The 22,252-nt window shown below is 65.8% G+C and carries 19 protein-coding genes; 13 read left to right on the top strand and 6 right to left on the bottom strand.

Features of this window, described 5'->3' with window-relative positions:
- The first annotated feature begins 108 nt into the window (after positions 1-108).
- Positions 109-2,313, top strand: a complete 2,205-nt coding sequence (locus Ga0080574_RS00550) for an NADP-dependent isocitrate dehydrogenase (RefSeq protein ID WP_076694094.1) — start codon at positions 109-111, stop codon at positions 2,311-2,313.
- A 660-nt stretch (positions 2,314-2,973) separates the two neighbouring features.
- On the opposite strand, the gene Ga0080574_RS00540 is transcribed toward Ga0080574_RS00550, so the two are convergent.
- Complete coding sequence (locus tag Ga0080574_RS00540) at positions 2,974-4,251, bottom strand: NAD(P)/FAD-dependent oxidoreductase (protein WP_076694091.1); 1,278 nt, start codon at positions 4,249-4,251, stop codon at positions 2,974-2,976.
- Positions 4,241-5,740 (bottom strand): L-piperidine-6-carboxylate dehydrogenase, encoded by a 1,500-nt coding sequence (amaB, locus tag Ga0080574_RS00535; protein ID WP_076694089.1) that lies wholly within the window; start codon positions 5,738-5,740, stop codon positions 4,241-4,243. The genes Ga0080574_RS00540 and amaB overlap by 11 nt, the downstream gene beginning before the upstream one ends.
- Positions 5,741-5,912: 172 nt before the next feature.
- Here amaB and Ga0080574_RS00530 point away from each other — a divergent pair, with 172 nt between their 5' ends.
- Positions 5,913-6,806 (top strand): LysR family transcriptional regulator, encoded by an 894-nt coding sequence (locus Ga0080574_RS00530; RefSeq protein ID WP_076694087.1) that lies wholly within the window; start codon positions 5,913-5,915, stop codon positions 6,804-6,806.
- A gap of 19 nt (positions 6,807-6,825) precedes the next feature.
- Here the strand turns inward: Ga0080574_RS00530 and Ga0080574_RS00525 are convergent, their stop codons facing one another.
- Positions 6,826-7,752 (bottom strand): LysR family transcriptional regulator, encoded by a 927-nt coding sequence (locus tag Ga0080574_RS00525; RefSeq protein ID WP_076694085.1) that lies wholly within the window; start codon positions 7,750-7,752, stop codon positions 6,826-6,828.
- A gap of 99 nt (positions 7,753-7,851) precedes the next feature.
- Between Ga0080574_RS00525 and Ga0080574_RS00520 the strand changes: the two genes are divergently transcribed.
- The 3 genes from Ga0080574_RS00520 to Ga0080574_RS00510 all read left to right on the top strand — a co-directional run bounded on the left by Ga0080574_RS00520 (position 7,852) and on the right by Ga0080574_RS00510 (position 11,592).
- Complete coding sequence (locus Ga0080574_RS00520) at positions 7,852-8,598, top strand: class II aldolase/adducin family protein (protein WP_237219225.1); 747 nt, start codon at positions 7,852-7,854, stop codon at positions 8,596-8,598.
- Between the two features lie 64 nt (positions 8,599-8,662).
- Positions 8,663-9,619, top strand: coding sequence for a TAXI family TRAP transporter solute-binding subunit (locus Ga0080574_RS00515; RefSeq protein WP_076694083.1), 957 nt, complete (start codon positions 8,663-8,665; stop codon positions 9,617-9,619).
- A gap of 5 nt (positions 9,620-9,624) precedes the next feature.
- Positions 9,625-11,592: a TRAP transporter permease gene (locus tag Ga0080574_RS00510; protein WP_083716691.1), complete on the top strand. Its 1,968-nt coding sequence runs from the start codon at positions 9,625-9,627 to the stop codon at positions 11,590-11,592.
- 9 nt (positions 11,593-11,601) lie between these two features.
- Here Ga0080574_RS00510 and Ga0080574_RS00505 read toward each other — a convergent pair whose 3' ends face one another.
- Positions 11,602-12,003, bottom strand: a complete 402-nt coding sequence (locus tag Ga0080574_RS00505; RefSeq protein WP_076694081.1) for a PIN domain-containing protein — start codon at positions 12,001-12,003, stop codon at positions 11,602-11,604.
- A complete protein-coding gene (locus tag Ga0080574_RS00500; protein ID WP_076694079.1) occupies positions 11,993-12,220 on the bottom strand; it encodes an AbrB/MazE/SpoVT family DNA-binding domain-containing protein in 228 nt (75 codons plus the stop codon). Before Ga0080574_RS00500 ends, Ga0080574_RS00505 begins: the two co-directional genes overlap by 11 nt.
- 161 nt (positions 12,221-12,381) lie before the next feature.
- Here Ga0080574_RS00500 and Ga0080574_RS00495 point away from each other — a divergent pair, with 161 nt between their 5' ends.
- The 3 genes from Ga0080574_RS00495 to Ga0080574_RS00485 all read left to right on the top strand — a co-directional run bounded on the left by Ga0080574_RS00495 (position 12,382) and on the right by Ga0080574_RS00485 (position 14,696).
- Complete coding sequence (locus Ga0080574_RS00495; RefSeq protein ID WP_076694077.1) at positions 12,382-12,843, top strand: substrate-binding domain-containing protein; 462 nt, start codon at positions 12,382-12,384, stop codon at positions 12,841-12,843.
- A gap of 105 nt (positions 12,844-12,948) precedes the next feature.
- Complete coding sequence (locus tag Ga0080574_RS00490; RefSeq protein ID WP_076694075.1) at positions 12,949-13,491, top strand: flavin reductase family protein; 543 nt, start codon at positions 12,949-12,951, stop codon at positions 13,489-13,491.
- Between the two features lie 230 nt (positions 13,492-13,721).
- A complete protein-coding gene (locus Ga0080574_RS00485; protein WP_418314521.1) occupies positions 13,722-14,696 on the top strand; it encodes a site-specific integrase in 975 nt (324 codons plus the stop codon).
- 135 nt (positions 14,697-14,831) lie between these two features.
- Here Ga0080574_RS00485 and Ga0080574_RS00480 read toward each other — a convergent pair whose 3' ends face one another.
- Entirely contained in the window at positions 14,832-15,503 is a 672-nt protein-coding gene (locus tag Ga0080574_RS00480; RefSeq protein WP_076694071.1) for a GntR family transcriptional regulator, read from the bottom strand.
- Between the two features lie 98 nt (positions 15,504-15,601).
- Between Ga0080574_RS00480 and Ga0080574_RS00475 the strand changes: the two genes are divergently transcribed.
- The 5 genes from Ga0080574_RS00475 to Ga0080574_RS00455 all read left to right on the top strand — a co-directional run bounded on the left by Ga0080574_RS00475 (position 15,602) and on the right by Ga0080574_RS00455 (position 22,247).
- The gene (locus Ga0080574_RS00475) at positions 15,602-17,110 is read left to right on the top strand and encodes an ABC transporter substrate-binding protein (RefSeq protein ID WP_076694158.1); all 1,509 of its coding nucleotides are present in this window, start codon (positions 15,602-15,604) and stop codon (positions 17,108-17,110) included.
- A 62-nt stretch (positions 17,111-17,172) separates the two neighbouring features.
- The gene (locus tag Ga0080574_RS00470; RefSeq protein WP_076694069.1) at positions 17,173-18,090 is read left to right on the top strand and encodes an ABC transporter permease; all 918 of its coding nucleotides are present in this window, start codon (positions 17,173-17,175) and stop codon (positions 18,088-18,090) included.
- A gap of 16 nt (positions 18,091-18,106) precedes the next feature.
- Positions 18,107-19,015, top strand: coding sequence for an ABC transporter permease (locus tag Ga0080574_RS00465; protein ID WP_076694067.1), 909 nt, complete (start codon positions 18,107-18,109; stop codon positions 19,013-19,015).
- Complete coding sequence (locus tag Ga0080574_RS00460) at positions 19,015-20,679, top strand: ABC transporter ATP-binding protein (protein WP_076694065.1); 1,665 nt, start codon at positions 19,015-19,017, stop codon at positions 20,677-20,679. The genes Ga0080574_RS00465 and Ga0080574_RS00460 overlap by 1 nt, the downstream gene beginning before the upstream one ends.
- Positions 20,676-22,247, top strand: a complete 1,572-nt coding sequence (locus Ga0080574_RS00455) for a gamma-glutamyltransferase (RefSeq protein WP_076694062.1) — start codon at positions 20,676-20,678, stop codon at positions 22,245-22,247. Before Ga0080574_RS00460 ends, Ga0080574_RS00455 begins: the two co-directional genes overlap by 4 nt.
- Positions 22,248-22,252 lie beyond the last annotated feature (5 nt).

Below are 22,252 nucleotides of genomic sequence, written 5' to 3'. Positions count from 1 at the left end.
CGCGGATAGGTGCTTTCCGCTCCTGCACGGGGATGCTACAGGCTCTACCCGTAATGTGCCGCCAAAGCCTGCGGCCGGGATTTCCTGAAAATGGAGGAGCTCTGTACCATGGCTGACCAAACGACCCCCGATATTGTGTATACCAAGGTAGACGAAGCGCCCGAGCTGGCCTCGGCCTCGCTGCTTCCGATCATCCAGAGCTTTGCCGGGGCGGCGGGAATCACCGTCGGCACCAAGGACATTTCGCTCGCCGGCCGCATCCTCGCGACCTTCCCCGAAGTGCTGACCGACGCGCAGAAACAGTCTGACGATCTCGCCTGGCTCGGTGAATGGGTGAAGAAACCCGAGGCCAATGTCATCAAGCTGCCGAACATTTCGGCCTCCGAGCCGCAGCTCGTCGCTGCCGTGAAAGAGCTCCAGTCGCAGGGCTATGCGCTGCCCGATTATCCCTATTCCCCCTCGACCGACGAGGAGAAAGCCGCCCGCGCCAAATACGACACCATCAAGGGCTCGGCGGTGAACCCGGTGCTGCGCGAGGGCAACTCCGACCGCCGCGCCGCCGCAGCGGTGAAGAAATTCGCCCAGTCGAACCCGCACCGCATGGGTGAGTGGACCGCCGAGAGCAAGACCCGCGTCGCGGCGATGTCGGGCGGCGATTTCTTCTCCAACGAGGTTTCGGCGACGCTGCCGAAAGCCGCCACCGCCAAGATCGTGCTGGAAAGCGCCGGCGGCGAGACCGTGCTGAAAGAGGGCGTGGCCTATCCCGCCGGCACCGTGGTCGATGCCACCTATATGAGCGCCAAGGCGCTCGATGCCTTCCTCGAGGACGAGATCGCCAAGACCAAGGCCGAGGGCACGCTGTTCTCGCTGCACATGAAGGCGACGATGATGAAGGTCTCGGACCCGATCATCTTCGGCCATGCGGTCAAGGCCTGGCTGAAGCCGGTCTTCGAACAGTTCGGCGACAAGATGAAAGAGCTGGGTGTGAACCCCAATGGCGGCCTCGGCGCGCTGCTGGAACGCGTCAAGGACGAGCCCGAGATCCTCGCCGCCATCGAAGCGGTGCGGGCCGAGCGTCCGCCGATGTACATGGTGAATTCCGACAAGGGCATCACCAACCTGCACGTCCCCTCGGACGTGATCATCGACGCCTCGATGCCCGCGCTGATCCGCGCCGGCGGCAAGGGCTGGGGGCCGGACAACAAGGAACACGACACCAACTGCGTGATCCCCGACAATTCCTATGCGCCGGTCTATGACGCGGCCATCGAGTTCTTCAAGGCCAATGGCAAGCTGAACCCGGCCACCGCCGGCACCGTTCAGAATATCGGCCTGATGGCGCAGAAGGCCGAGGAATACGGCTCGCACCCGACCACCTTCGAGATGCCCGAAGCCGGCACCGTCAAGATGATCCTCGACGACGGCACCGTGCTGCATTCGCACAATGTCGAAGCGGGCGATATCTGGCGCTCGGCCTCGGCCCGTCAGGCGCCGATCGAAGACTGGGTGAACCTCGCCATCGACCGTCAGAAGGCCACCGGCTACCGGGCGATCTTCTGGCTGGATGAAAACCGCGCCCACGACGCGGAGCTGATCGCCTATGTGAAGCCGATCCTCGAAGCCAAGGGCGTTTCTGACAAGTTCGAGATCATGGCGCCGCGCGAGGCCACCATCGCCTCGCTCGAAACCATCACCAAGGGCGAGAACACGATTGCCATCACCGGCAACGTGCTGCGCGATTACCTGACCGACCTGTTCCCGATCCTGGAGCTGGCGACCTCGGCCAAGATGCTGTCCATCGTCAAGCTGATGAATGGCGGCGGCCTGTTCGAGACCGGCGCCGGCGGCTCGGCGCCCAAGCACGTCCAGCAGCTGATGGAAGAGAACCACCTGCGCTGGGACAGCCTGGGCGAGTTCTGCGCACTCGGCGAAAGCTTCAAGTTCTTCGCCGACCAGACCGGCAACGAGAAAGCCCGCGTGCTGGGCGATGCGGTCGATGCCGCAACGCAAGGCATTCTCGACAACGACCGTTCGCCCTCGCGCAAGGTGGGTGAGCCGGACAACCGCGACAGCCACTACTGGTTCGCCCGCTACTGGGCCGAGGCACTGGCGGCGCAATCGGACGATGCCGATCTTGCGGCGCATTTCGCACCCATCGCCAAGGCACTGGCCGAGGGCGAGGCGGCGATTGTCAGTGAGCTCGCGGCTGCGCAGGGCAAGCCGGCGGATCTGGGCGGCTACTACCACGGCGACGCGGCGAAAACCGCTTCTGTCATGCGCCCCTCGGCCACGCTGAACGCGATCTTCGGCTAAACCAGGCCAGTTCGAATGCAAAAAACGCTCCCGCCCGGGCAAACCGGGCGGGAGCGTATTTACTTGGTGCGGAGCAGTGGCTCCCGTGGATGGCCAAATCCGCAGCGGCTTCAGACACCGCTTGCTGATCATTGCCCACCACAAGGTTTAACCAAGTCATCCCACGTCTTGCCGTCGGCCCGTGTTTCACCAACTGACCAGGGCCTCGCACAGTTGGTGTGCGCCGCGATCTGGTGGCGGGCGCAATGATCCGACACCGGGGCATGGAGAACGATGGCCCCGAACGGACACTGGAGCACCGTAAACAGCAACCACCAATCGATCATGCCCACGTGGTCCTTTTCGACGGGCGAAGGGGTTCATGCGCCACCCAGGCCCAAGCGAAATTTAAGCCGTGAGGCGACGCAGGAGATCTCAGAAAATCTGCGTAGGATTTCGGATAGGTACAGCCCGGGGTGTTTAGAGGCTGAACGCCTCTATTTACATAATTCCAATTATTGGATTCCCTTGCGCAGCTCGGTGGATTCACAAACGAAGTGCAAATTCTGTATCAAAACAGAAGTTTGCATAGCGCACAGAGCTGGCTTTATGCGAACAGCCGCAGGCTAGTGCTTCCAAGCCCGACAGCAAAGATCTGCCATCCGGTGATCCGGTACGGGCTCAGCCGCGCGAACGGGTCGCATGGGTGAGTGCGGCGCCCAGTTCGTAATAGGCCTCACGCAGGACGGTGAAACGCTCGGTATATGTCTGGATCGGCGGCAACGGCAGCGCCTCGGGGGTGCCGTTGAGCAGCGCCGTGGCGGCGGCCCTGCCGAACACCGTGCCCGGCGCGATGCCACGGCCCGAATAGCCGAAGATCGACAGCGCGTTCGGACCGAAAGCCACGGCTTTCGGGATGTGATCCGAGGTCATCGCGATGCTGCCGTGCCAGACATGCTCGAAGGGCAGCGCGCCGAGCTCGGGGTAAAGCGCGCGCAGCTTGCGCCGCGCCCAGGAGGCGTGGATCTTGCCGCCGGCGCCTTCGGCATTGCCGATGCCGCCGACGATCAGCCGGCCGGCCGCGTCGATCCGCAGCGAGCTCATCACCATGGCGGTGTCCCAGCAGCCCTCGCCGCCGGGCAGGATGCGGGCGCGCTGCTCTTCCGGCAGCGGCGCGGTGGCGAACTGGCTGAAGCTCACCGGCACGAAACGCGGCAGCGGCGCGCCGGTGATGGCCTCGCAATAGGCATTGGTCGCCAGCAGCAGCGCGCGGGCGCGGATCTCGTGCCCGTTCGCCCTCACCCGCCAGACACCGTCGCTATGGGCGATGGCGGTGACCGCCGAGCCCTCATGGACCCGCGCGCCCGCGCGCATCGCGGCCCGCGCCAGCCCGCGCGCATAGGCCAGCGGCTGGATCATGCCCGCGCGTGGATCGAAAAGCGCGCCGTGAAAGGCGGTCGAGCCGGTGCGGCGCGCGGTTTCCGCCGCATCCAGAAGCTCGAGGGGCGCGCCGGTGCGGTTGCCCTGGCGAAACCGGTTTTCGAGATCGCGCAGCCCAGCAGGCGCATGCGCGAGATGCAGCGTGCCGTTCCGCGTTGCCTCGCAGTCGATCCCCTCGCGGGCGATGATGTCATAGACCGCCTGCGGCCCCTGCCCCAGCTCGGTCAGCAGACGGGTGCCGGCAGTCTGGCCGGCGGCGGCGAGGACATCGTCGGGCGCCAGCCACAGCCCGGCATTCACCAGCCCGACATTCCGCCCGGATCCGCCGTGACCGATGGTGTTGGCCTCGAGCAATGTGACCGAGGCGCCGGCACGGGCAGCCTCGAGCGCGGCGGAACAGCCGGTGAAGCCGCCGCCCACCACCAGCAGATCGGTGGCGGTGTCGCCGCAGAGGCGGGCCGTGTCGATCCGCTCCTGCGCGCTGGCGCGCCACAGATTGGCCTGCGGATCAGAAGTCAAACCTGACCCCCTGCGCCAGTGGCAGCTCTGCCGAATAGTTCACCGTCGAGGTCTGGCGGCGCATATAGCCCTTCCACGCATCGGAACCGGATTCGCGCCCGCCGCCGGTCTCTTTCTCGCCGCCGAAGGCACCGCCGATCTCCGCCCCCGAGGGGCCGATATTGACATTGGCAATGCCGCAATCGGACCCGACCGCCGAGAGGAACAGATCGGCCTCGCGCATATTCAGCGTGAAGATGCAGGAGGACAAGCCCTGCGGCACATCGTTCTGCATGGCGATGGCGTCCTCCAGCCGGTCATAGCCCATAACGTAGAGGATCGGCGCAAAGGTCTCGGTGCGCACGGTATCGGTCTGGGCGGGCATCTCGACCAGCGCCGGGGCCACATAGGCGCCGCCCTGCGGCACGCCTTCGGTGACCGCGCTGCCACCATGCACGGTGCCACCCTCCGCCCGCGCCTTTTCAAGCTGGGCCAGCATCGCGTCGCGCGCCGCGTGGTCGATGAGCGGGCCGATCAGGGTGCCGCCCTGACGCGGATCGCCGACAGGCAGCGACGCATAGGCCTTGGCCAGGCGCGCGACCAGCTCCTCGCGGATCGAGTCATGCGCGATCAGGCGGCGCAAACTGGTGCAGCGCTGGCCGGCGGTGCCCACCGCCGAGAACACGATGGCGCGCACTGCCATGTCGAGATCGGCGGAGGGCGTCACGATCATCGCGTTATTGCCGCCAAGTTCGAGGATCGGGCGGCCCCAGCGCGCCGCCACCTTCGGCCCGACGATGCTGCCCATGCGGGTGGAGCCGGTAGCGGAGAGGACCGGCACGTCTTTCGACATCACCAGCGCCTCACCCACTGCCGCATCGCCGATCACCACCTGCATCAGGCCCTCGGGCGCGTCGTCTCCGAACCGGGCCATCGCGCGCGCCATGATCTTCTGCGTCGCCAATGCGGTGAGCGGGGTCTTCTCCGACGGTTTCCAGATCACCGGATTGCCGCAGACCAGTGCCAGCGCCGTGTTCCAGGACCAGACGGCAACCGGGAAGTTGAAGGCGGTGATCACCCCGGTCGGCCCCAACGGGTGCCAGGTCTCCGACATCCGGTGCCCGGGACGCTCCGAGGCGATGGTCAGACCGTAGAGCTGGCGGGAGAGGCCCACGGCAAAATCGCAGATGTCGATCATCTCCTGAACCTCGCCCAGACCCTCGGACCCGATCTTTCCGGCCTCGAGCGTCACCACGGCGCCGAGCTCCGCCTTCGCCGCGCGCAGCTCCTCGCCGAGCAGGCGCACGAGCTCGCCACGGCGCGGCGCGGGCAGCTTGCGCCATTCCCGGAAAGCCGCCTGCGATCTGGCGATGATCCCGGACATGTCTTCGGGGCGGGTTTCGGCGACCCGCGCCACCTCGGCACCGTCGATCGGCGAGGTGACGACCAGCGTGCCGCCGGTGAGATCGGCGTCGGTCAGGCCGGCGGCGGCAAGAATGTCGGTATGCATGTGTCTGTCTCCTGACTGCGGTGACGGGCTGCCAGTGCCTGCGCATCGCGGCTCCCGGGAGCCGCGACGCAGCCTGATTGATACGGCGCCCTGTGTTCATTAAGATCACTTTAGGATGGAGATGCAGGCTTAAAAATCGACATCTCCTCCCAAACACTGGAGCAAAACTCACATGTCCACGCCGCGCCGGTTCCTGCCCTCGGTCAGTTCGCTGCTGGCGCTGGAGGCCGTCGAACGGCTCGGAACCGCCATCGCCGCAGCGGAGGAGCTGTCGCTCACCCATTCCGCCGTCAGCCGCCAGCTCAAGGTTCTGGAGGAGCAGCTCGGCGTGCAGATGTTCTTTCGCGAGGGCAAGAGCCTCGCCATGACCCCCGCCGGGATCGCCTATGCCCGCTCGGTGCGCGGCTATCTCCGAAACCTCTCCCAGGCCAGCCTGCAACTGAAGGCACGCGGGCCGAAAAGCGCGGTCAACATTGCCACGCCTCCCGCGTTCGGCGCCTATTGGCTCACCCCGAGGCTGAAGCGGTTTCAGGAAAGGGCACCCGATATCCTGATCAACCAGTACACCCGGCTGGCCCCGTTCGATTTCTTTCAGGAGAACATGGACGCCGCGATCCATTCCGGCGCGCAGGACTGGGGCAATGTGCACTCTCTCGCCCTGTCGCGCGACCGGGTCATTCCCGCCTGCGCCCCGGGCTTTGCCCCGACCCTGCCCTTTCCCGCCGAAGCCCTGCGCGACCAACCGCTCCTGCATCTCGAAACGCGCCCGGGCGGCTGGGAGGAGTGGTTTCACGCGCAATCCGTCGAGACCGCCCAGCTGCGCGGCATGATGTTCGATCAGGTCGCCACGATGGCGCGGGCGGCGGCGGTCGGCATGGGGGTCGCGCTGCTGCCGGATTTTGTCGCGGCGCATGAATTCGAGACCGGGGCGCTGGTGCCGGCCCATGACGGCTACAGCGAAACCGATGGCGCCTATTCCCTCGTGTGGCCGAAGACCCAGGCCCCCTCCCCGCCCCTGGCCCGGCTTATCGACTGGCTGCGCTCGGAGCGGATGGTGGAGTCATGACGCTCCGCCTTTCCGCCCGTCAGGTCATGTCGCCGCTGCGCATGGCGGCGGTGAGCTCTTCCATGAGCCGGGTCTGGTACTGATTCAGCCGCTTGCCCTCGCGCCGAACCAGATAGGCGGGTACGGCGAGGCTCATGCCCGGCGTCTCGATCTCGCGCAGCAGCCCGGAGGCAAGCTCGTCGCGCACCGAGCTTTCGAACAGAAAGGCGAGCCCGGCCCCCGCGCGCACCGCCTGCTTGATCGCCTCCGCATGGCCGAACTCCATGGCGATCCGACCGCGCGAGACGCCGTGGCTGCGCAGCGCCGCCTCTTCCAGTTCGCGCCGGGGCGTGCCGGTCTGCGCGGTGACAAACCAGTGTTTCGACAGATCGCCCGGCGCGATGCGGTTTCCGCTGATATCGGAGCTCTCAGCGGCGACCAGCATCAGCTTTTCGTCGCGCAGCCGCTCGATCTGCACGCCGGCCAGATCGTGCCTTGGGTCGAGAATGGTGAAGGCGAAATCGCAGCCGCCGCTCTGCACCGCCTCCATGACCGAAGCCGGGCTGGCCACATGCACGGAAATCTGCGCGCCGGGATGCCGTTTGCGGAATGTCGAGATCATGCCGGGCAGGATGAACGACCCGATGGTCATCGAGGCGCCGACGCTCGCGGTGCCGCGCAGCCCGCTCTTGCTTTCCACCAGCTCGCGCTCCAGCTCCCGCGTCCGGACGGTGACCTCCTGCGCCCATTTCAGAACCCGGCGCCCCTCTTCGGTCAGGGTGATCCGGCGCCCGTTGCGCTGCGTGAGCGGCGTGCCGAGCTTTTCCGACATCGCCTTGATATGCGCCGACACCACCGGCTGCGCGAGCCCCAGCCGTTCCGCCGCCCGTGACACGGATTCCAGCTCTGCCACCATGCAGAAGACTTCCAGCTTGTGCAGCGAAAGCTGTGAAATCACCGAGCGCATTACATACCCTGATAGCTATAAAAACACCATAAGATATATATTATTCCAGTTCTTTAGCGATTGCTAGGCTCCGCCCATGAAATGCAGAAGGAGCCCTCGATGCCCAACGACATGAACACTCCCGGCCAGTCGCAGCTGGTCGATGCCGCGATTGCCGAACTGGTGGTTGCCAACCGGATTCTCGACCATGAAGGCGTGATCGACAATTTCGGCCATGTCAGCGTGCGACATCCGGTGCACCGCGACCGCTATCTGCTGTCGCGCTCGCGCAGCCCGGGCAATGTGACACGCGACGATATCATGGAGTTCACGCTCGAAGGCGAGCTTCTGAGCAAGGATCACCGCTGGCCCTATAGCGAACGGCACATTCACGGCGCGCTCTACAAGGACCGCCCGGATGTGAACGCGGTGACGCATCACCATGCGCGCTCGATCATCCCCTTCACCATGAACAATATCTCGCTGCGGCCGATCTTTCACATGTCCTCGGTCATCGGCAAGGAGGTGCCGATCTGGGAAAGCCAGGACGAATTCGGCGACACCAACATGCTGGTCGACAGCATGGAGATGGGCCATTCGCTGGCCCGGACGCTGGGGCAGAACAGCGTCGCGCTGCTGCGCGGGCATGGCTGCATCTGCGTCGCCCCCGACATCAAGTCGGTCTGCATGATCTCGATGGGTCTGCGGGACAATGCCGAGCTGGTGCAGCAGGCGCTCCAGATCGGCGAGCCGGTTCCGCTGACCGATGGCGAGATCGAAAAGACCAGCGCCATGCTTCTGGGCAAGATGCCGCTGGCACGGGCCTGGGACTACTGGGTCGCGCGCGCCGGATATTCCGGCCTGTGACCACCTTACGCGCGCCGGGAGGACCAGAGGCGCGCGCGAGCGTTTTCAACCAAGGGAGGGGAAAATGAAAATCTTCAAACTGTTCATGCTTTGCGTCACCGCCGCGATTGCGTTCGGCGACATCGCCGCCGCGCAGTCGCTCGGCATCGGTGCGGGCCGTCAGGGCTCGCAGAACTATGCCAGCAATGCCGGGCTCGCCAGCTTTCTGACCGAAGAGGCGGGCATGGACCTGCGCGTCCAGTCTTATGGCGGCTCGGGGCAATCCATGCCGCTGATCGACGCCGGACGGCTCGACCTTCAGCTTGTGCCGAGCCCGGAATTCGAGGAAGCCGCCGGCGGCAAGGGCGCGTTCAAAGGCCGGCAGCTGTCGCAGCTGCGCGTTCTCGCCTCGCTCAGCCCCTCGGTCGTGGGGTTCATGGTGCGGGCGGATTCGCCTTATACCAAGGTCTCCGACATCGCGGGCAAGACAATCACCTACGGCTATTCGGCGCAGCCGAACCTTGTCACGCAGGTCAATGGCATACTCGCCGCCGCCGGGCTGTCCATCGACGAGATGGAGCCGGTCATGGTGCCTTCGGTGCCCAATGGCGTGGACGAGTTCATCGCCGGTGCGGCTGACGTGGCCTTCTTTGCGCTTCAGGGCGGCAAGACCCGAGAGGCCGACGCCGCGGTCGGAATCCGCTGGCTCGCGCTCGACGACACGCCGGAGGCGGAAGCCGCGATGCAGGGCGTTCTGCCGACCGGATACATCAAGACCGTGGAGCCCGGCCCGACCGCCGTGGGCGTGGCGGAGCCGACACCAATGATGGGCTATGATTATGTGCTGGTGGCCGGCGCGCATGTGTCCGACGAGGTGGTCGCACAGATCCTCGGCGCGCTGCATGACGACCCCGACGGTGTCCGCGCGATCCGCTCGACCTTTTCCGAGTTCGCAATCGACACCATGGCGCCGGACTTCGGTGATCTGCCCTACCATCCGGGCGCCATGGCATACTACAAATCCGTCGGGCTGATGGACTGACGCAGATGGGATCCGCCGATCATACCTCCACCATGACGCCGCGCGCGTCATGGGCCACTCTGCTGGCGCTGACGCTGAATATCCTGCTGGTCGCCCTGCCGGTGGCCTATGCGGCCAATCTTCAGCGCCGCTTCGGCCTCTCCGTCTATGACGCGCAGCTTCTCGTGACGGTGCTGTCGATTGCCCTCGCCAGAGGGTTCCTGCAAATCCATATCGACGGTGAGAGAGGCCCGCTGCTGCGCGGACTCATGCTGCTCTGCGCCGCTCTGACCCTCGGGATGGGCTTCTATGTCGGCCTGTTCTACCCCGAGATCTCCATGGAGGCGCCGTTCATGCCGCCCTGGCTGATCGCGATCTCGGCGGTGCTCTTTGGCGCGCTCATGCTGTCTTTGCGGCGCAGCGTCGGCATGGGCATTCTGGTGGTGGTGGTGCTCTTCCTGGGCTACGGCCTCTTGGGCCACCTGCTGCCCGGCGAGCTGCGCAGCCGCCCGACCAGCGCCGCCGAGCTCGTCACCTATCTGGCCATCGACGCCAACGGCATGCTGGGCACGGCGCTGAAGGTCGGCGTCGTGATCGTGATCCCCTATCTGCTCTTCGGTCAGCTTCTGGCGCGCTGCGGCGCGGCGGATTTCTTCAACGATATCGCTCTCGCCGGGATGGGGCGTTTCCGGGGCGGGCCGGCCAAGGTCGCCGTCGCGGCCTCCGGCCTCTTCGGCTCGATCTCCGGCAGCGCCGTCGGCAATGTGGTGGGCACGGGCGTCGTCACCATCCCTATGATGAAACGCTCAGGCTTCAGCGGCACCTATGCCGGCGCGGTCGAGGCGGTGGCCTCCACCGGCGGGCAGCTCGTGCCCCCGGTGATGGGCGCCGCCGCCTTCATCATGGCCGATTTCATCGGCGTCGATTACGCCGTCGTCATGCTGGCCGCACTGCCCTCCGCCGCCCTCTATTACCTGGCGGTCTTCATCAATGTGGACCTGAACGCCGGCAAGGCGGGGGTGGCGGCGATCCCCCGCGCCGAACTGCCCTCCGCGCTCGCGACCCTGCGTCAGGGCTGGCATTTCCTGCTGCCCTTCGCGGTGCTGTTCTACGGTCTCTTCGAGCTGAACATGCGGCCCGAGCGAGCGGCGATCTGGGCCATCGGCACGCTTTTCGCCGTCAGCCTGATCTTTGGCTACAAGGGCCGGCGCCTGCCCCTGCGCGAAAGCTGGAGCGTTCTGGGAGAGGCCGGCATCGCCGCCTCCGGACTGGTCATCGTCTGCGCCGCCGCAGGCCTGATCATCGGCGTACTCAACGTCTCGGGCCTGGCCTTCAACCTGACGCTTCACATCATCAATGCCAGCGGCCAGTCGGTCTTTCTTCTGGCGCTGATCACCGCGCTCATCAGCATCGTTCTGGGCATGGGAATGCCGACGGTCGGGGTCTATGTGCTGCTCGCCACGCTGGTCGCGCCGGCGCTGGTCGAGGTCGGTGTTCCGGTGGTCGCCGCGCATCTCTTCGTGCTCTATTTCGGCCTGCTCTCCATGGTCACGCCACCGGTGGCGCTGGCCGCCTTTGCCGGAGCGAATATCGCCGGCGCCAGCGCCTGGGACACCAGCATCGCGGCGATGAAGCTCGCCTGGCCCGCCTATATCGTGCCTTTCCTGTTCATCTTCGCGCCGTCGCTGATCCTCGAAGGCGACTGGCTGCACATCCTCTGGGCGCTGTTTTCGGCCATCCTGGGGATCCTGATGGTCACGGCGGCGATGGTGGGTTTCCTGCGCCAGACCCTGCCGACCGCCCTGCGGCTGCTGCTCGGTGTCGGCGGGGTGCTGGCGCTGCTGCCCGCCGGGCTGTTCCCCAGCGCGATCTGGACCGATGCGGCCGGCGTGACGATCTTTGCGGTGGTTTACGGCAGCGGTCTGCGGAAGGCCTCCGCAAGCCGGACAAAGGTCACGCAACTGGGCATGCTGAAAGGCGAGGACCCGGGGTAGCGGGCGACTTCAGAGCTCGGCAAAGGGGTTGCGGATGCGCAGCCGCCCCTCGACCAGCAGGCCGTTATGCATGTCTTCCGACCAGAGCAGGGTGCAGCCCGACGACAGGGCCGCGCCGACGATCATGCCGTCATATACGGAAAAGCCATAGCGCTCGGACAGGGCCCGACCGACATCGTGAATGTCCTCGGTCAGCGGGATCACCTCGCAAAGACCCCGGATCGCGCTCAGAAAGGCGCCCGCCTCGTCCCAACTCATCCCGGCCTTGCGGCGGCAGTTGACCAAAGCCTCGTTCAGCACCTGCACGCTGATCGTGCCGCCGCGCGCCAGCAGGCGCTCGGCGATGTCGGCCTTGGGGCCGTCGCTCAGCAGGTAGAGGATGATATTGGTATCGAAGAACTCATCGCTCATGCGCGGCGTCGCGGCTCAGCTGCGCGCCGTCGGGCAGCCGCCCCCGGAACCGCCGCAGGCTGGCGAGGATCTCGTCTGCACGGGGCTGGCGCGACACGGCCAGGCCCTGGGCATCCGCGTGCAGCTCGATCCGGTCACCCTCTTTCAGATCGAGCGCGCGCACAAGATCCGCAGGCAGGCGCACGGCCAGCGAATTGCCCCATCTGGAAACCTGCATCTTGCGCCCCCATGGAAGGATCTACATTTAAAAATGTATATCTTTTGCGCCCGAGGATCAACCTCCCCGCGCCCTGGCGGCGCCTCGAACCGGGGCGGATGATGGATAAACTCCCCCGAGCCGCGCTTGGACCGTGGACTGTACGGAAAGGGGGGCGGGAGGTGGCGCAAGACAAGATCCTGCACAAACATCGCGACCTCAACCTGCTGAAGGTCTTCGGCGCGCTCATGCTGGAGCGCAGCACCTCGCGGGCGGAGGATCGGCTCGGGCGCACGCAATCGGCGGTGAGCCACGCGCTGAACCGGCTGCGCGGCACGCTGAACGACGAGCTGTTCACCCGGTCGAAGGGAGAGATGCTGCCGACGCCGCTGGCCATGGAGGCGCATGCGCTCGGCATTCCCGTGCCCTCGGCGCTGAGCGTGACCGGCTGCAACGACGTCTCCATCGCCCGGCTCTGTCATCCGCAGCGCACCACCGTCCACCTGCCCTATCGCGAGATCGGCGAGGCGGCGGGCCGCATCCTGATCGAGCGGATCAACGGCGCGCCACATGACGAGACGACACGCCTGCCCTACCGGCTAATGGTGCGCGAGACGCTGGGCCCGCCCGGCGGGAGCGCATAGCCCGCATCGCGGCAGGGCCGGCGGCGTTCTGCCGACCCTTCGTGCATCGCGCGCCATTCCGGGTTAGTCAGAGCCGCAACGCGACCACGCCGAAGGAGGAGACCCATGGAACCCCTGCCGCTGTCCCGCGCCTTTACCCTGATCGAACCCGGGCCGGTCGTTCTGGTCACGACCCATGACGGCACGAGGCCCAATATCATGACCATCACCTGGACGATGGTGCGCGGCTTCGGCGCCTCTTTCGCGCTTACCACAGGGCCCTGGAACCATTCCTGGGACGCGCTGGTCGAGACCGGCGAATGCGTGCTCTCGATCCCGACAGCCGACATGCTCGACACGGTCGTGGGTATCGGCACCTGCTCGGGCGCCGATACCGACAAGTTTGCCCGGTTCGGCCTTACCCCCCTGCCCGCGCAGCATGTCCGGGCACCGCTGATCGGCGAGTGCCTCGGAAATATCGAATGCCGCGTCGAAGAGATCGCCGACCGCCTGAGCCTCGTGCTGCTTCAGGGCGTCGCCGCCCATATCGATACCGACCGGGAAGAAACCCGGCTGCTGCACGCGGTCGGCGACGGCACCTTCACAGCCGATGGCGACCGGTTCGACCGCAGCGAAGCGATGCGCGACAAGCTGCCCGGCGGGCTCTGACCGCGCCGCCCGGCCGGTCATTCAGGCCGGCGATGTCGGACCGGTAACCGTCTCTGCCATTTTCGGCCTGTATCAGCCTCTTTCCCGGCGGCGCTTTCACCGCGGAAATCAGCCGCAGGACGGGCTTACATCCGGCGCACCAGATGTCCAATAATATTGCGCCATCAGGGCTTTCGACCTATTCTTTGACATCAAAGCCCCGCTCTTCGCCCGATGGACACTTGCTCAAGATGCCCGATTCCCCTGCCCCGCCGAGCGCAAACACAGCAAGCGGTCCAGAGGAAACACGGCCCGCCTCCCCCCACACACTCTTGGCGTATGGCCGGGACTGGGCGCATTTCACCCGCTGGTGCCGCCTCAAAGGCGTTGATCCCCTGCCCCCATCGGCGGAGCTGATCGCGCTCTATCTCTCCGACCTGGCAGCAGCGCCGGACGGAGCCCGCGCGCTCTCGGCGGCAACCATCGACCGCCGCCTCTCCGGATTGGTCTGGAACTATACGCAGCGGGGGCTCTTTCTCGACCGCAAGAGCCGCGAGATCATCGCCGTGTTGACGGAAATCAGGCAACGGCAGGCCCGCCCGCCGGCGCGGAAAGAGGCGATCCGCGCCGACGAAATCCTCGCCATGACCGCCACTCTGCCCCACGATCTGCGCGGCCTGCGCGACCGGGCGATCCTGCTGCTGGGCTATGCCGGCGGCTTGCGGCGCTCCGAGATCGTCGGGCTCGACCTCCGCTCGGGCGACGCGCCCGGCAGCGGAGGCCATGTCGAGATCTTCCAGGGCGGCGCACTGGTGACCCTGAACGGCAGAACCGGCAGGCATGAGATCGAGGTTGGACGTGGTTCGACCAAGCGAAGCTGCCCTGTGCACGCGCTCGAACAATGGCTGGACTTCGCGCGCATCGAGTCCGGCCCGGTCTTTACCCGTGTCTCGCGCGACGGCAAGCGCGCACTCGATACGCGGCTGAACGACAGGCATATCGCGCGGCTGATCAAGCGGACGGCGCTTGACGCCGGGCTGCGGGCGGAACTGCCGGAGAAAGACCGCCTCGCGCTGTTTTCGGGACACTCCTTGCGTGCAGGTCTTATCAACAGCATCGGACTCGACGGGCGCCATGATCCCAAATCGCCGGAGCCCTCCACCGCCGACGCCCCACCCCGGCGGGAACGGTTCCGCATGAATTTGACCCGGGCAGCAGGCCTGTGACTCGCGGTCGCCACGCTGCGCAGAACAGGAAAACGTCAAACCGTTGATGGACCAGCAGAGGATCGCCCCGCGGGAGACATCGTCGCACACCGGCAAGAGATGCTCTTACCGGCATTGGAAGACATCAGGCGCGGCTCAGACGCTGTCTTTAGCGGGCTCTCCGATCGTCATCAGGTAGCTGTCATAGGTGGAGCTCAGCGTGTTGATGTGCAGGCGCATCAGATCCGCCGCGCGGTCGGCATCGCCGGCGTTCATCGCATCGAGAATATCGGCGTGCTCTTTCATGGATTTCGCGAGACGCCCGCTCACATCCAGCTGCTGGCGCCGGAACGGGCGCAGGCGGCGGTGCATGCGCTGGGTCTCTTCCGCCAGCACCTGGTTGCCCGATGCCTCATAGATCATCCCGTGCAGCCGGTTGTTGGCCTCGTAATAGCGATCCGGCGCGCCTGCCTGCAACGCCGCCTCGCAGTCCTGCGCCGCCTGCCGCAGATAAAGCCGCTGCGCCGGGGTGATCCGCTTGGTCGCCAGCCGCACGCACCAGGCCTCGAGCTCGGCCATGACCTCGAACATCTCGACCAGCCGCGTCATGGTCGGGCGCTTCACGAATGCCCCGCGGCGCGGAATCAGCGTCACCAGCCCGATGGACTCGAGCATCTGAAACGCCTCGCGCAGCGGCGTGCGCGACACCTTGAGCTGCTCGGCCAGCGCCATCTCACTCAGCTTGTCGCCGTCTTCGTAAGCGCCGGAGGCGATGCGTTGCTCAATTATTGAGCAGATGCGGGCGGCCGTCTTCAAATGGTCTGTCACAGCAGAAAATCCTTGACGATATGCAATCCATGATTTCTGTATACAATATAAAAAGACGGAATACAACTACTAAAATGACCAACTCGGAGCTTAACCTTATGAAAATATGGAAACTTCTTTCGGGAACCGCGCTGTGCGCCTGCCTTTCGGCCCCGGCTTTCGCGGACAAAGCCAGCGACACCGTGTCGATGGCCTTCAACAAAGAGCTTGAGACCGCCGACACCTATTTCAACACCGCACGTGAGGGCCTGCTGCTCAATCACGCAGTCTGGGACGGGCTTCTCTACCGCGATCCGGAGACCGGCGAGTACAAGGGCAACCTGGCCACCGACTGGACCTGGATCGACGACACGACGCTGGAGCTCACGCTGCGCGAAGGCGTCACCTTCCACAATGGCGAGCCGTTCAACGCCGATGACGTGGTCTACACGATCAACTACGTGACCGACCCGGAAAACGGCGTGAAGAACAAGGCCAATGTCGGCTGGATGGATCACGCGGAAAAGGTCGACGAATACACCGTGCGGATCATCCTCCCGGCGCCCTTCCCCGCCGCCGAGGAATTCCTCGCCGGTCCCGTCGCCATGTATCCCGATGAGTATTATGCCGAGGTCGGCCCGACCGGCATGGGCCTGAAACCGATCGGCACCGGCCCGTTCAAGCTGGCCGAACTGGAACCGGGCAAGAGCTTTACGCTGGAGCGCAACGACGACTATTTCGGCGGCCCGAAAGGCATGGCCGGGGTCGGCAATGTCGAGATCCGCACCATTCCCGAGGTGAATACCCAGATCGCCGAGTTCTTCAACGGCACGCTGGATTTCCTCTGGGGCGTGCCCGCCGATCAGGCGGAAAAGCTCGAAGCGATGGGCAAATACACGGTGGTGAACGCGCCGGCGATGCGCGTCGGCTATGTCACCATGGACACCGCCGGCCGCTCGGGCGACGGCCCGATGACCGATCAGCGCGTGCGCGAGGCAGTCTATCACGCCATCGACCGTCAGGCGATTGTCGACGCGCTGGTCAAGGGCTCGTCGGAAGTGATCGACACCGCCTGCTCGCCGGCACAGTTCGCCTGCGATCAGTCGGTGACCGGCTATGAATACGATCCCGAGAAATCCAAGGAGCTTCTGGCCGAGGCCGGCTATCCCGACGGGTTCGAGATCGACTTCTACGCCTATCGCAACCGGCCCTATGCCGAGGCGATCATGGGCTATCTCAACGAGGTCGGCATCACCACCAACCTCAACTTCATGCAATACGCGGCGCTGCGCGAAAAGCACCGCAAGGGTGAGGTGCCCATGGCCTTCCTGACCTGGGGGTCGAACTCGGTGGCAGACGCCTCGGCGATCACCGCGGAATTCTTCACCGAAGGCCCGCAGGACGATGCGCGCGATCCCGAAGTGGTCGAGTGGATCGAGACCGCCGACACCACCATCGACAAGGAAGAGCGTAAGGCGCTCTATTCCAAGGCGCTTCAGAAGATCGCCACCGAAGCCTACTGGGTGCCGCTCTGGACCTATAACGTGAACTACGTGATGAGCCCGGAGATGGATTTCACCCCCACCGATGACGAGCTGGTACGCTTCTTCGACTTCTCGTGGAACTAATCTCTCTCGATGCCCGGCAGCCATCCGCGCTGCCGGGCATCGCCTGACCACAGGACCTTCAGATGCTGCTCTATATCCTCAAACGCCTCGGGCTCGCGGCGCTTGTCGCGCTGACCGTTTCGGCGATCAGCTTCAGCCTGCTCTTCCTCGCCGGCGACCCCGCGATCTCCATCGCGGGCGAGAACGCCTCCTCGGAAGACATCGCCGCGATCACCGAGCGATACGGCTTCGACCGGCCGCTACCGGTGCAATATGCCGACTGGCTGGTATCTGCCGCGCAGGGCGATCTGGGGCGGTCGTGGTATTTCGACTTGCCGACCACCCAGATCATCGGCGACCGGCTGGGCGTGACCATGACGCTGGGGCTGCTGGCGATCTCCTTCGCGCTGATCCTCGCGATCCCCATGGGCGTCGCGGCGGCGGTACGGCCCAATTCGCTGATCGACCGGGCGGCGCTGTTCATCTCGGTGGTCGGACAGGCGATCCCGTCCTTCTGGTTCGGGCTGATCCTGATCGTGGTCTTTTCGATCAAGCTGGGGCTGGTGCCCGCCTCGGGTTCCGACAGCTGGAAACACTTCATCCTGCCCACCGTGGTGCTGGGATACTACGCCACCCCCGCCATCATGCGCCTGACCCGCGCCGGCATGATCGAGGTGCTCTCGGCGGATTACATCCGTACCGCCCGCGCCAAGGGGCTGAACCCGCGCAAGGTGCTGTTCAAGCACGCGCTGCGCAACGCGGTGATCCCGGTGATCTCGCTTGCCGCCGTGCAGATGGGCTTCATGCTGGGCGGCTCCATCGTGGTCGAGTCGATCTTTGCGCTGCACGGGGCGGGCTTCCTCGCCTGGGAAAGCATCAGCCGCAACGACCTGCCGGTGATGCAGGCGCTGATCCTCGTCTTCTCGATGTTCTACATCCTCTTCACTTTCCTTGCCGACGTGCTGAACGCGTGGATGGATCCGCGCCTGCGCGTGGGCTGAGCCTCGGAGCCGACACATGACACAGACCGCTGCCGCCTCCCCCGCAACGCCCCCCGCCCGCGAAGCGCCGCTGACCCCGCGCCAGGCCATGCTGCGCCGCGCCCTGCGCCACCGCGGGCTGATCTTCGGCACAACGCTGATGGGGATCATCGTCTTCGTCGCGATCTTTGCGCCGCTGCTGACCCAGTACAGCCCCTACGACCAGGATCTTCTGGCGCGGATGAAGCCGCCGGTGTTCCTCGGCGGTGAGGCCGAGCACTGGCTAGGCACCGATGCGCTGGGGCGCGATTTCTGGTCCCGCCTCGCCTATGGCGCGCGCATCTCGCTGATGATCGGCATTTTCGCCGCCACGATCTCGGCGGTGATCGGCTCGGTGCTGGGCATCCTCGCGGGCTATTTCGGCGGTCGCGTCGACATGGCCGTGACCTTCCTCATCAACGTGCGCCTCGCCATGCCGGTGGTGCTGGTGGCGCTGGCTGTGGTCGCACTCTTCGGCGGCTCGCTGATGGTGGTGGTCTCTGTGCTGGGCCTGCTGCTCTGGGACCGCTTCGCCGTGGTGCTGCGCTCGGCCACCATGCAGGTGCGCAAGCTGGAGTATGTCGCCGCCGCAGAGGTGCTGGGTGCCTCCCTGCCCCGCGTGCTGTGGAAAGACATCCTGCCCAATGTGATGAACCACCTGATCGTGATCTTCACGCTGGAAATGGCCCACGCCATCATCCTGGAGGCGGCGCTCTCCTTCCTCGGGCTCGGCGTGCAGCCGCCCACCCCGTCCTGGGGCCTGATGATCTCGGAAGGCAAGGAAATGCTGCTCTTCGAGCCCTGGCTCATCACCATTCCGGGTGTGGCGCTGTTCTGCCTCGTCCTGTCGATCAACATGCTGGGTGACGCGATCCGCGATGTCACCGCACCGGAGGGCCGTAACTGATGAGCGATCCCATCCTTTCCATCCGCAACCTGACGGTCGATCTGCCCAAGGGTGGCGACCGCCCCCACGCGGTCGAAGCTCTGAGCCTCGACATCCAGCCCAAGGAGATCGTCTGCATCGTCGGCGAATCCGGTTCGGGCAAGTCGATCACCTCCTTCACCACCATGGGGCTTTTGCCCAAGGCGCTGACGCCTTCCTCGGGCGAGATGATCTTCGACGGGCAGGACCTGCTGAAGATCTCGGCAAGCGAACACGCCAAGCTGCGCGGACGCCGCATGGCGATGATCTTTCAGGAACCGATGTCGGCGCTGAACCCCTGCTACACGGTCGGCAACCAGATCGAGGAAATGTTCGAGCAGCACACCGATCTTGCCGCCGCCGAGCGCCGCGCCCGCACACTGCGCCTGCTGCAAGAGGTGCACCTGCCCGAGCCCGAGCGCATCTATACCAGCTATCCGCACCAGCTTTCGGGCGGGCAGCGGCAGCGCATCGTGATCGCCATGGCGCTGGCGCTCGACCCGGCGCTGCTGATCGCCGACGAGCCGACCACCGCGCTCGACCTCTCGACCCAGGCGCAGATCCTGCATCTGCTCAAGGAGCTGCGCGAGCATCACAGCGCGGGTATCATGTTCGTCACCCACGATTTCGACGTGGTGGCCGAGATCGCCGACCGGGTGGTGGTGATGAAAGAGGGCCGGATCGTCGAGGAAGGCACAGCCGAAGAGGTGCTGAACCGCCCGCAGCATCCCTATACCCGCCTGCTGATCGACGCGGTGCCGCGCCGCACACGGGTCGAGCGCGACAGTCTCGACGGGCGGCCCGAGCTGCTGAAGGTGGCGGGGCTGGAAAAGACCTATCACGTCAAGGGCAACATGTTCCGCCCGGGCCGCATCGTGCATGCCTGCAAGAATATCGAATTCGCCGTGCGCAAGGGCGAGACGCTGGGCATCGTGGGCGAGTCGGGCTCTGGCAAGTCGACGCTGGTCAAATGCCTGATCCGGCTCGAAGATCCCGACGAGGGCGCGGTCTGGGTCGAGGGCACGAATATCGCCGCCTTCTCCAAGCGCGCGCTGCACCCCTACCGCAAGATGATCCAGATCGTCTTTCAGGATCCCTATGGCTCGCTCAACCCGCGCCGCACCATTGGCGACCAGCTCGTCGAGGGGCCGGTGAATTTCGGTCGCGACCGCGCCGAGGCGATGGAACGCGCCCGTGAGCTGATGAAGATCGTGCGGCTCGATCCCGATGCGCTCAACCGCTATCCGAACCAGTTTTCCGGCGGTCAGCGCCAGCGCATTTGCATTGCCCGCGCGCTCATGGTCGAACCGAAGGTGCTGATCGCCGACGAGGCGGTCTCGGCGCTGGACGTGTCGGTGCAGAAGGAAGTGCTGAAATTGCTCAACGAGATCCGCGACAAGATGGGGCTGACGGTACTGTTCATCACCCACGATCTGCGGGTCGCGGCGCAGGTCTGCGACAATCTCATCGTCATGCAGCAGGGCGCCATCGTCGAGCGCGGCACCGTGGACGAGGTGTTCGGCGCCCCGTCGCACCCCTACACGCAGCAGCTTCTGGCGGCGCAGCCCGGCCAGGGCTGGGATGTGCCCGACGTGTCGAAACTGCCGCCGGTCTCCCCCGTCATGGGTGTCGGAGGGGCGGCATGAGCGGCTCCTTCTCGCCGTCGCAGATCACCCGAAAGCCCGGCGTCACCGCCACCGCCAACGGTGTGGTGGCGGCCCAGCACGCGCTGGCCGCCAGGGCCGGGGCCGAGGTGCTGGCGGCGGGGGGCGACGCGCTTGATGCCGCCGTTGCGGTGAGCTTTGCCATCGGCGTGCTGGAGCCCTGGATGTCCGGCCCGATGGGCGGCGGCGCCATGATGATCTGGCGCGAGGACGAGGGCCGCGCGCATGCGCTGAACTACGGCATGCGCAGCTCGGCAACTCTCGATCCGGCGCATTACCCGCTGTCCGGCGCCGGCAAGGCCTCGGACCTCTTCCCTTGGGAGGCGGTGGTCGAGGACCGCAACGTCATCGGCGGCTCTTCGGTCGCGGTGCCCGGCACCGTCGCCGGGATCTCGGCGGCGCATGGGCGCTATGGCCGGATGCCGTGGAAAGAATTGCTCGCCCCCGCCATCAGCTTTGCCAAAGAGGGGCTGCATGTGGACTGGTACGCCGCGCTGGTCATCGCCGCCTCGGCGCGCGATCTGGCGCAGGATGCCGACGCGGCGGCGCTGTTCCTCGATGACGGGCAATGGCCCAAGGGCGCGGGCTGGACGGCGCTGTCGAACATAAGGCTCGACCAGTCGCGCCATGCCGCCACGCTCAGCCATCTGGCCGAGGCCGGCGCGGAAGATTTCTATCGCGGCGACATCGCGGCGATGCTGGTGGGCGACGTGACCGCCAAGGGCGGGTTCCTCACCGTGGACGATCTGGCCGACTACGCGCCGGACTGGTCCGACCCGCTGGTCATCCCCTTCCGCGGCGGGCAGCTCTTTGCCCTGCCCGGCCTCACCGCCGGGCCGACGCTGGCCCATGCGATCGGCACATGGACCGAGGGCTACAGCGCCGAGGAGGCCGCCACGCCCAAGGCGCATCTCGCCCGCGCCGCCGCACTCAAAGCCGCCTACAAGGCGCGGCTCGACGGCATGGGCGACCACGAAAGCGCCAAGGCGCCGGGCTGCACCACGCATTTCTCCATCGTCGACCGCGACGGCAACATGGTCGCGATGACCCAGACGCTGCTGTCGATCTTCGGATCGCGCGTGGTCTCTCCCTCAACCGGCATGCTGCTCAACAACGGCATCATGTGGTTCGATCCGGAGCCGGGCAAACCCAACTCGCTCGCGCCGGGCAAGCGCTGCCTGATGAATGTCTGCCCGGTGATCGGCGAGGCGCCCGGCAAACGCTTTGCCCTCGGCGCCAGCGGCGGGCGCAAGATCATGCCCGCCGTGGGCCAGATCGCCGGCCATATCATCGAACAGGGCCTCTCCATGCAGGCGGCCATCGAGGCGCCGCGCATCGACGTCTCGGGCGGCGATCAAGTGGTGGCCGACGAACGGCTCGCCGGACCCGTGGCCGAGGCGCTGGCCGCCGCGCATCCGCTGGCACTGGCGCAGCGCATGCCTTTCCCCTACGCCTTTGCCTGCCCCGCCGGGGTGCTGCGCGAGGGCAATACCAATTCCGGCACCACCGAGACCTTCTCGCCCTGGGGCGACGGGGTGACGGCAGACTGACCTAC

This window comes from Salipiger abyssi (genome assembly GCF_001975705.1).
Classification (GTDB): Bacteria; Pseudomonadota; Alphaproteobacteria; order Rhodobacterales; family Rhodobacteraceae; genus Salipiger; species Salipiger abyssi.
The sequence above is the reverse complement of the archived record's forward strand: the minus strand, read 5'-3'. Positions and strand labels throughout refer to the sequence as shown.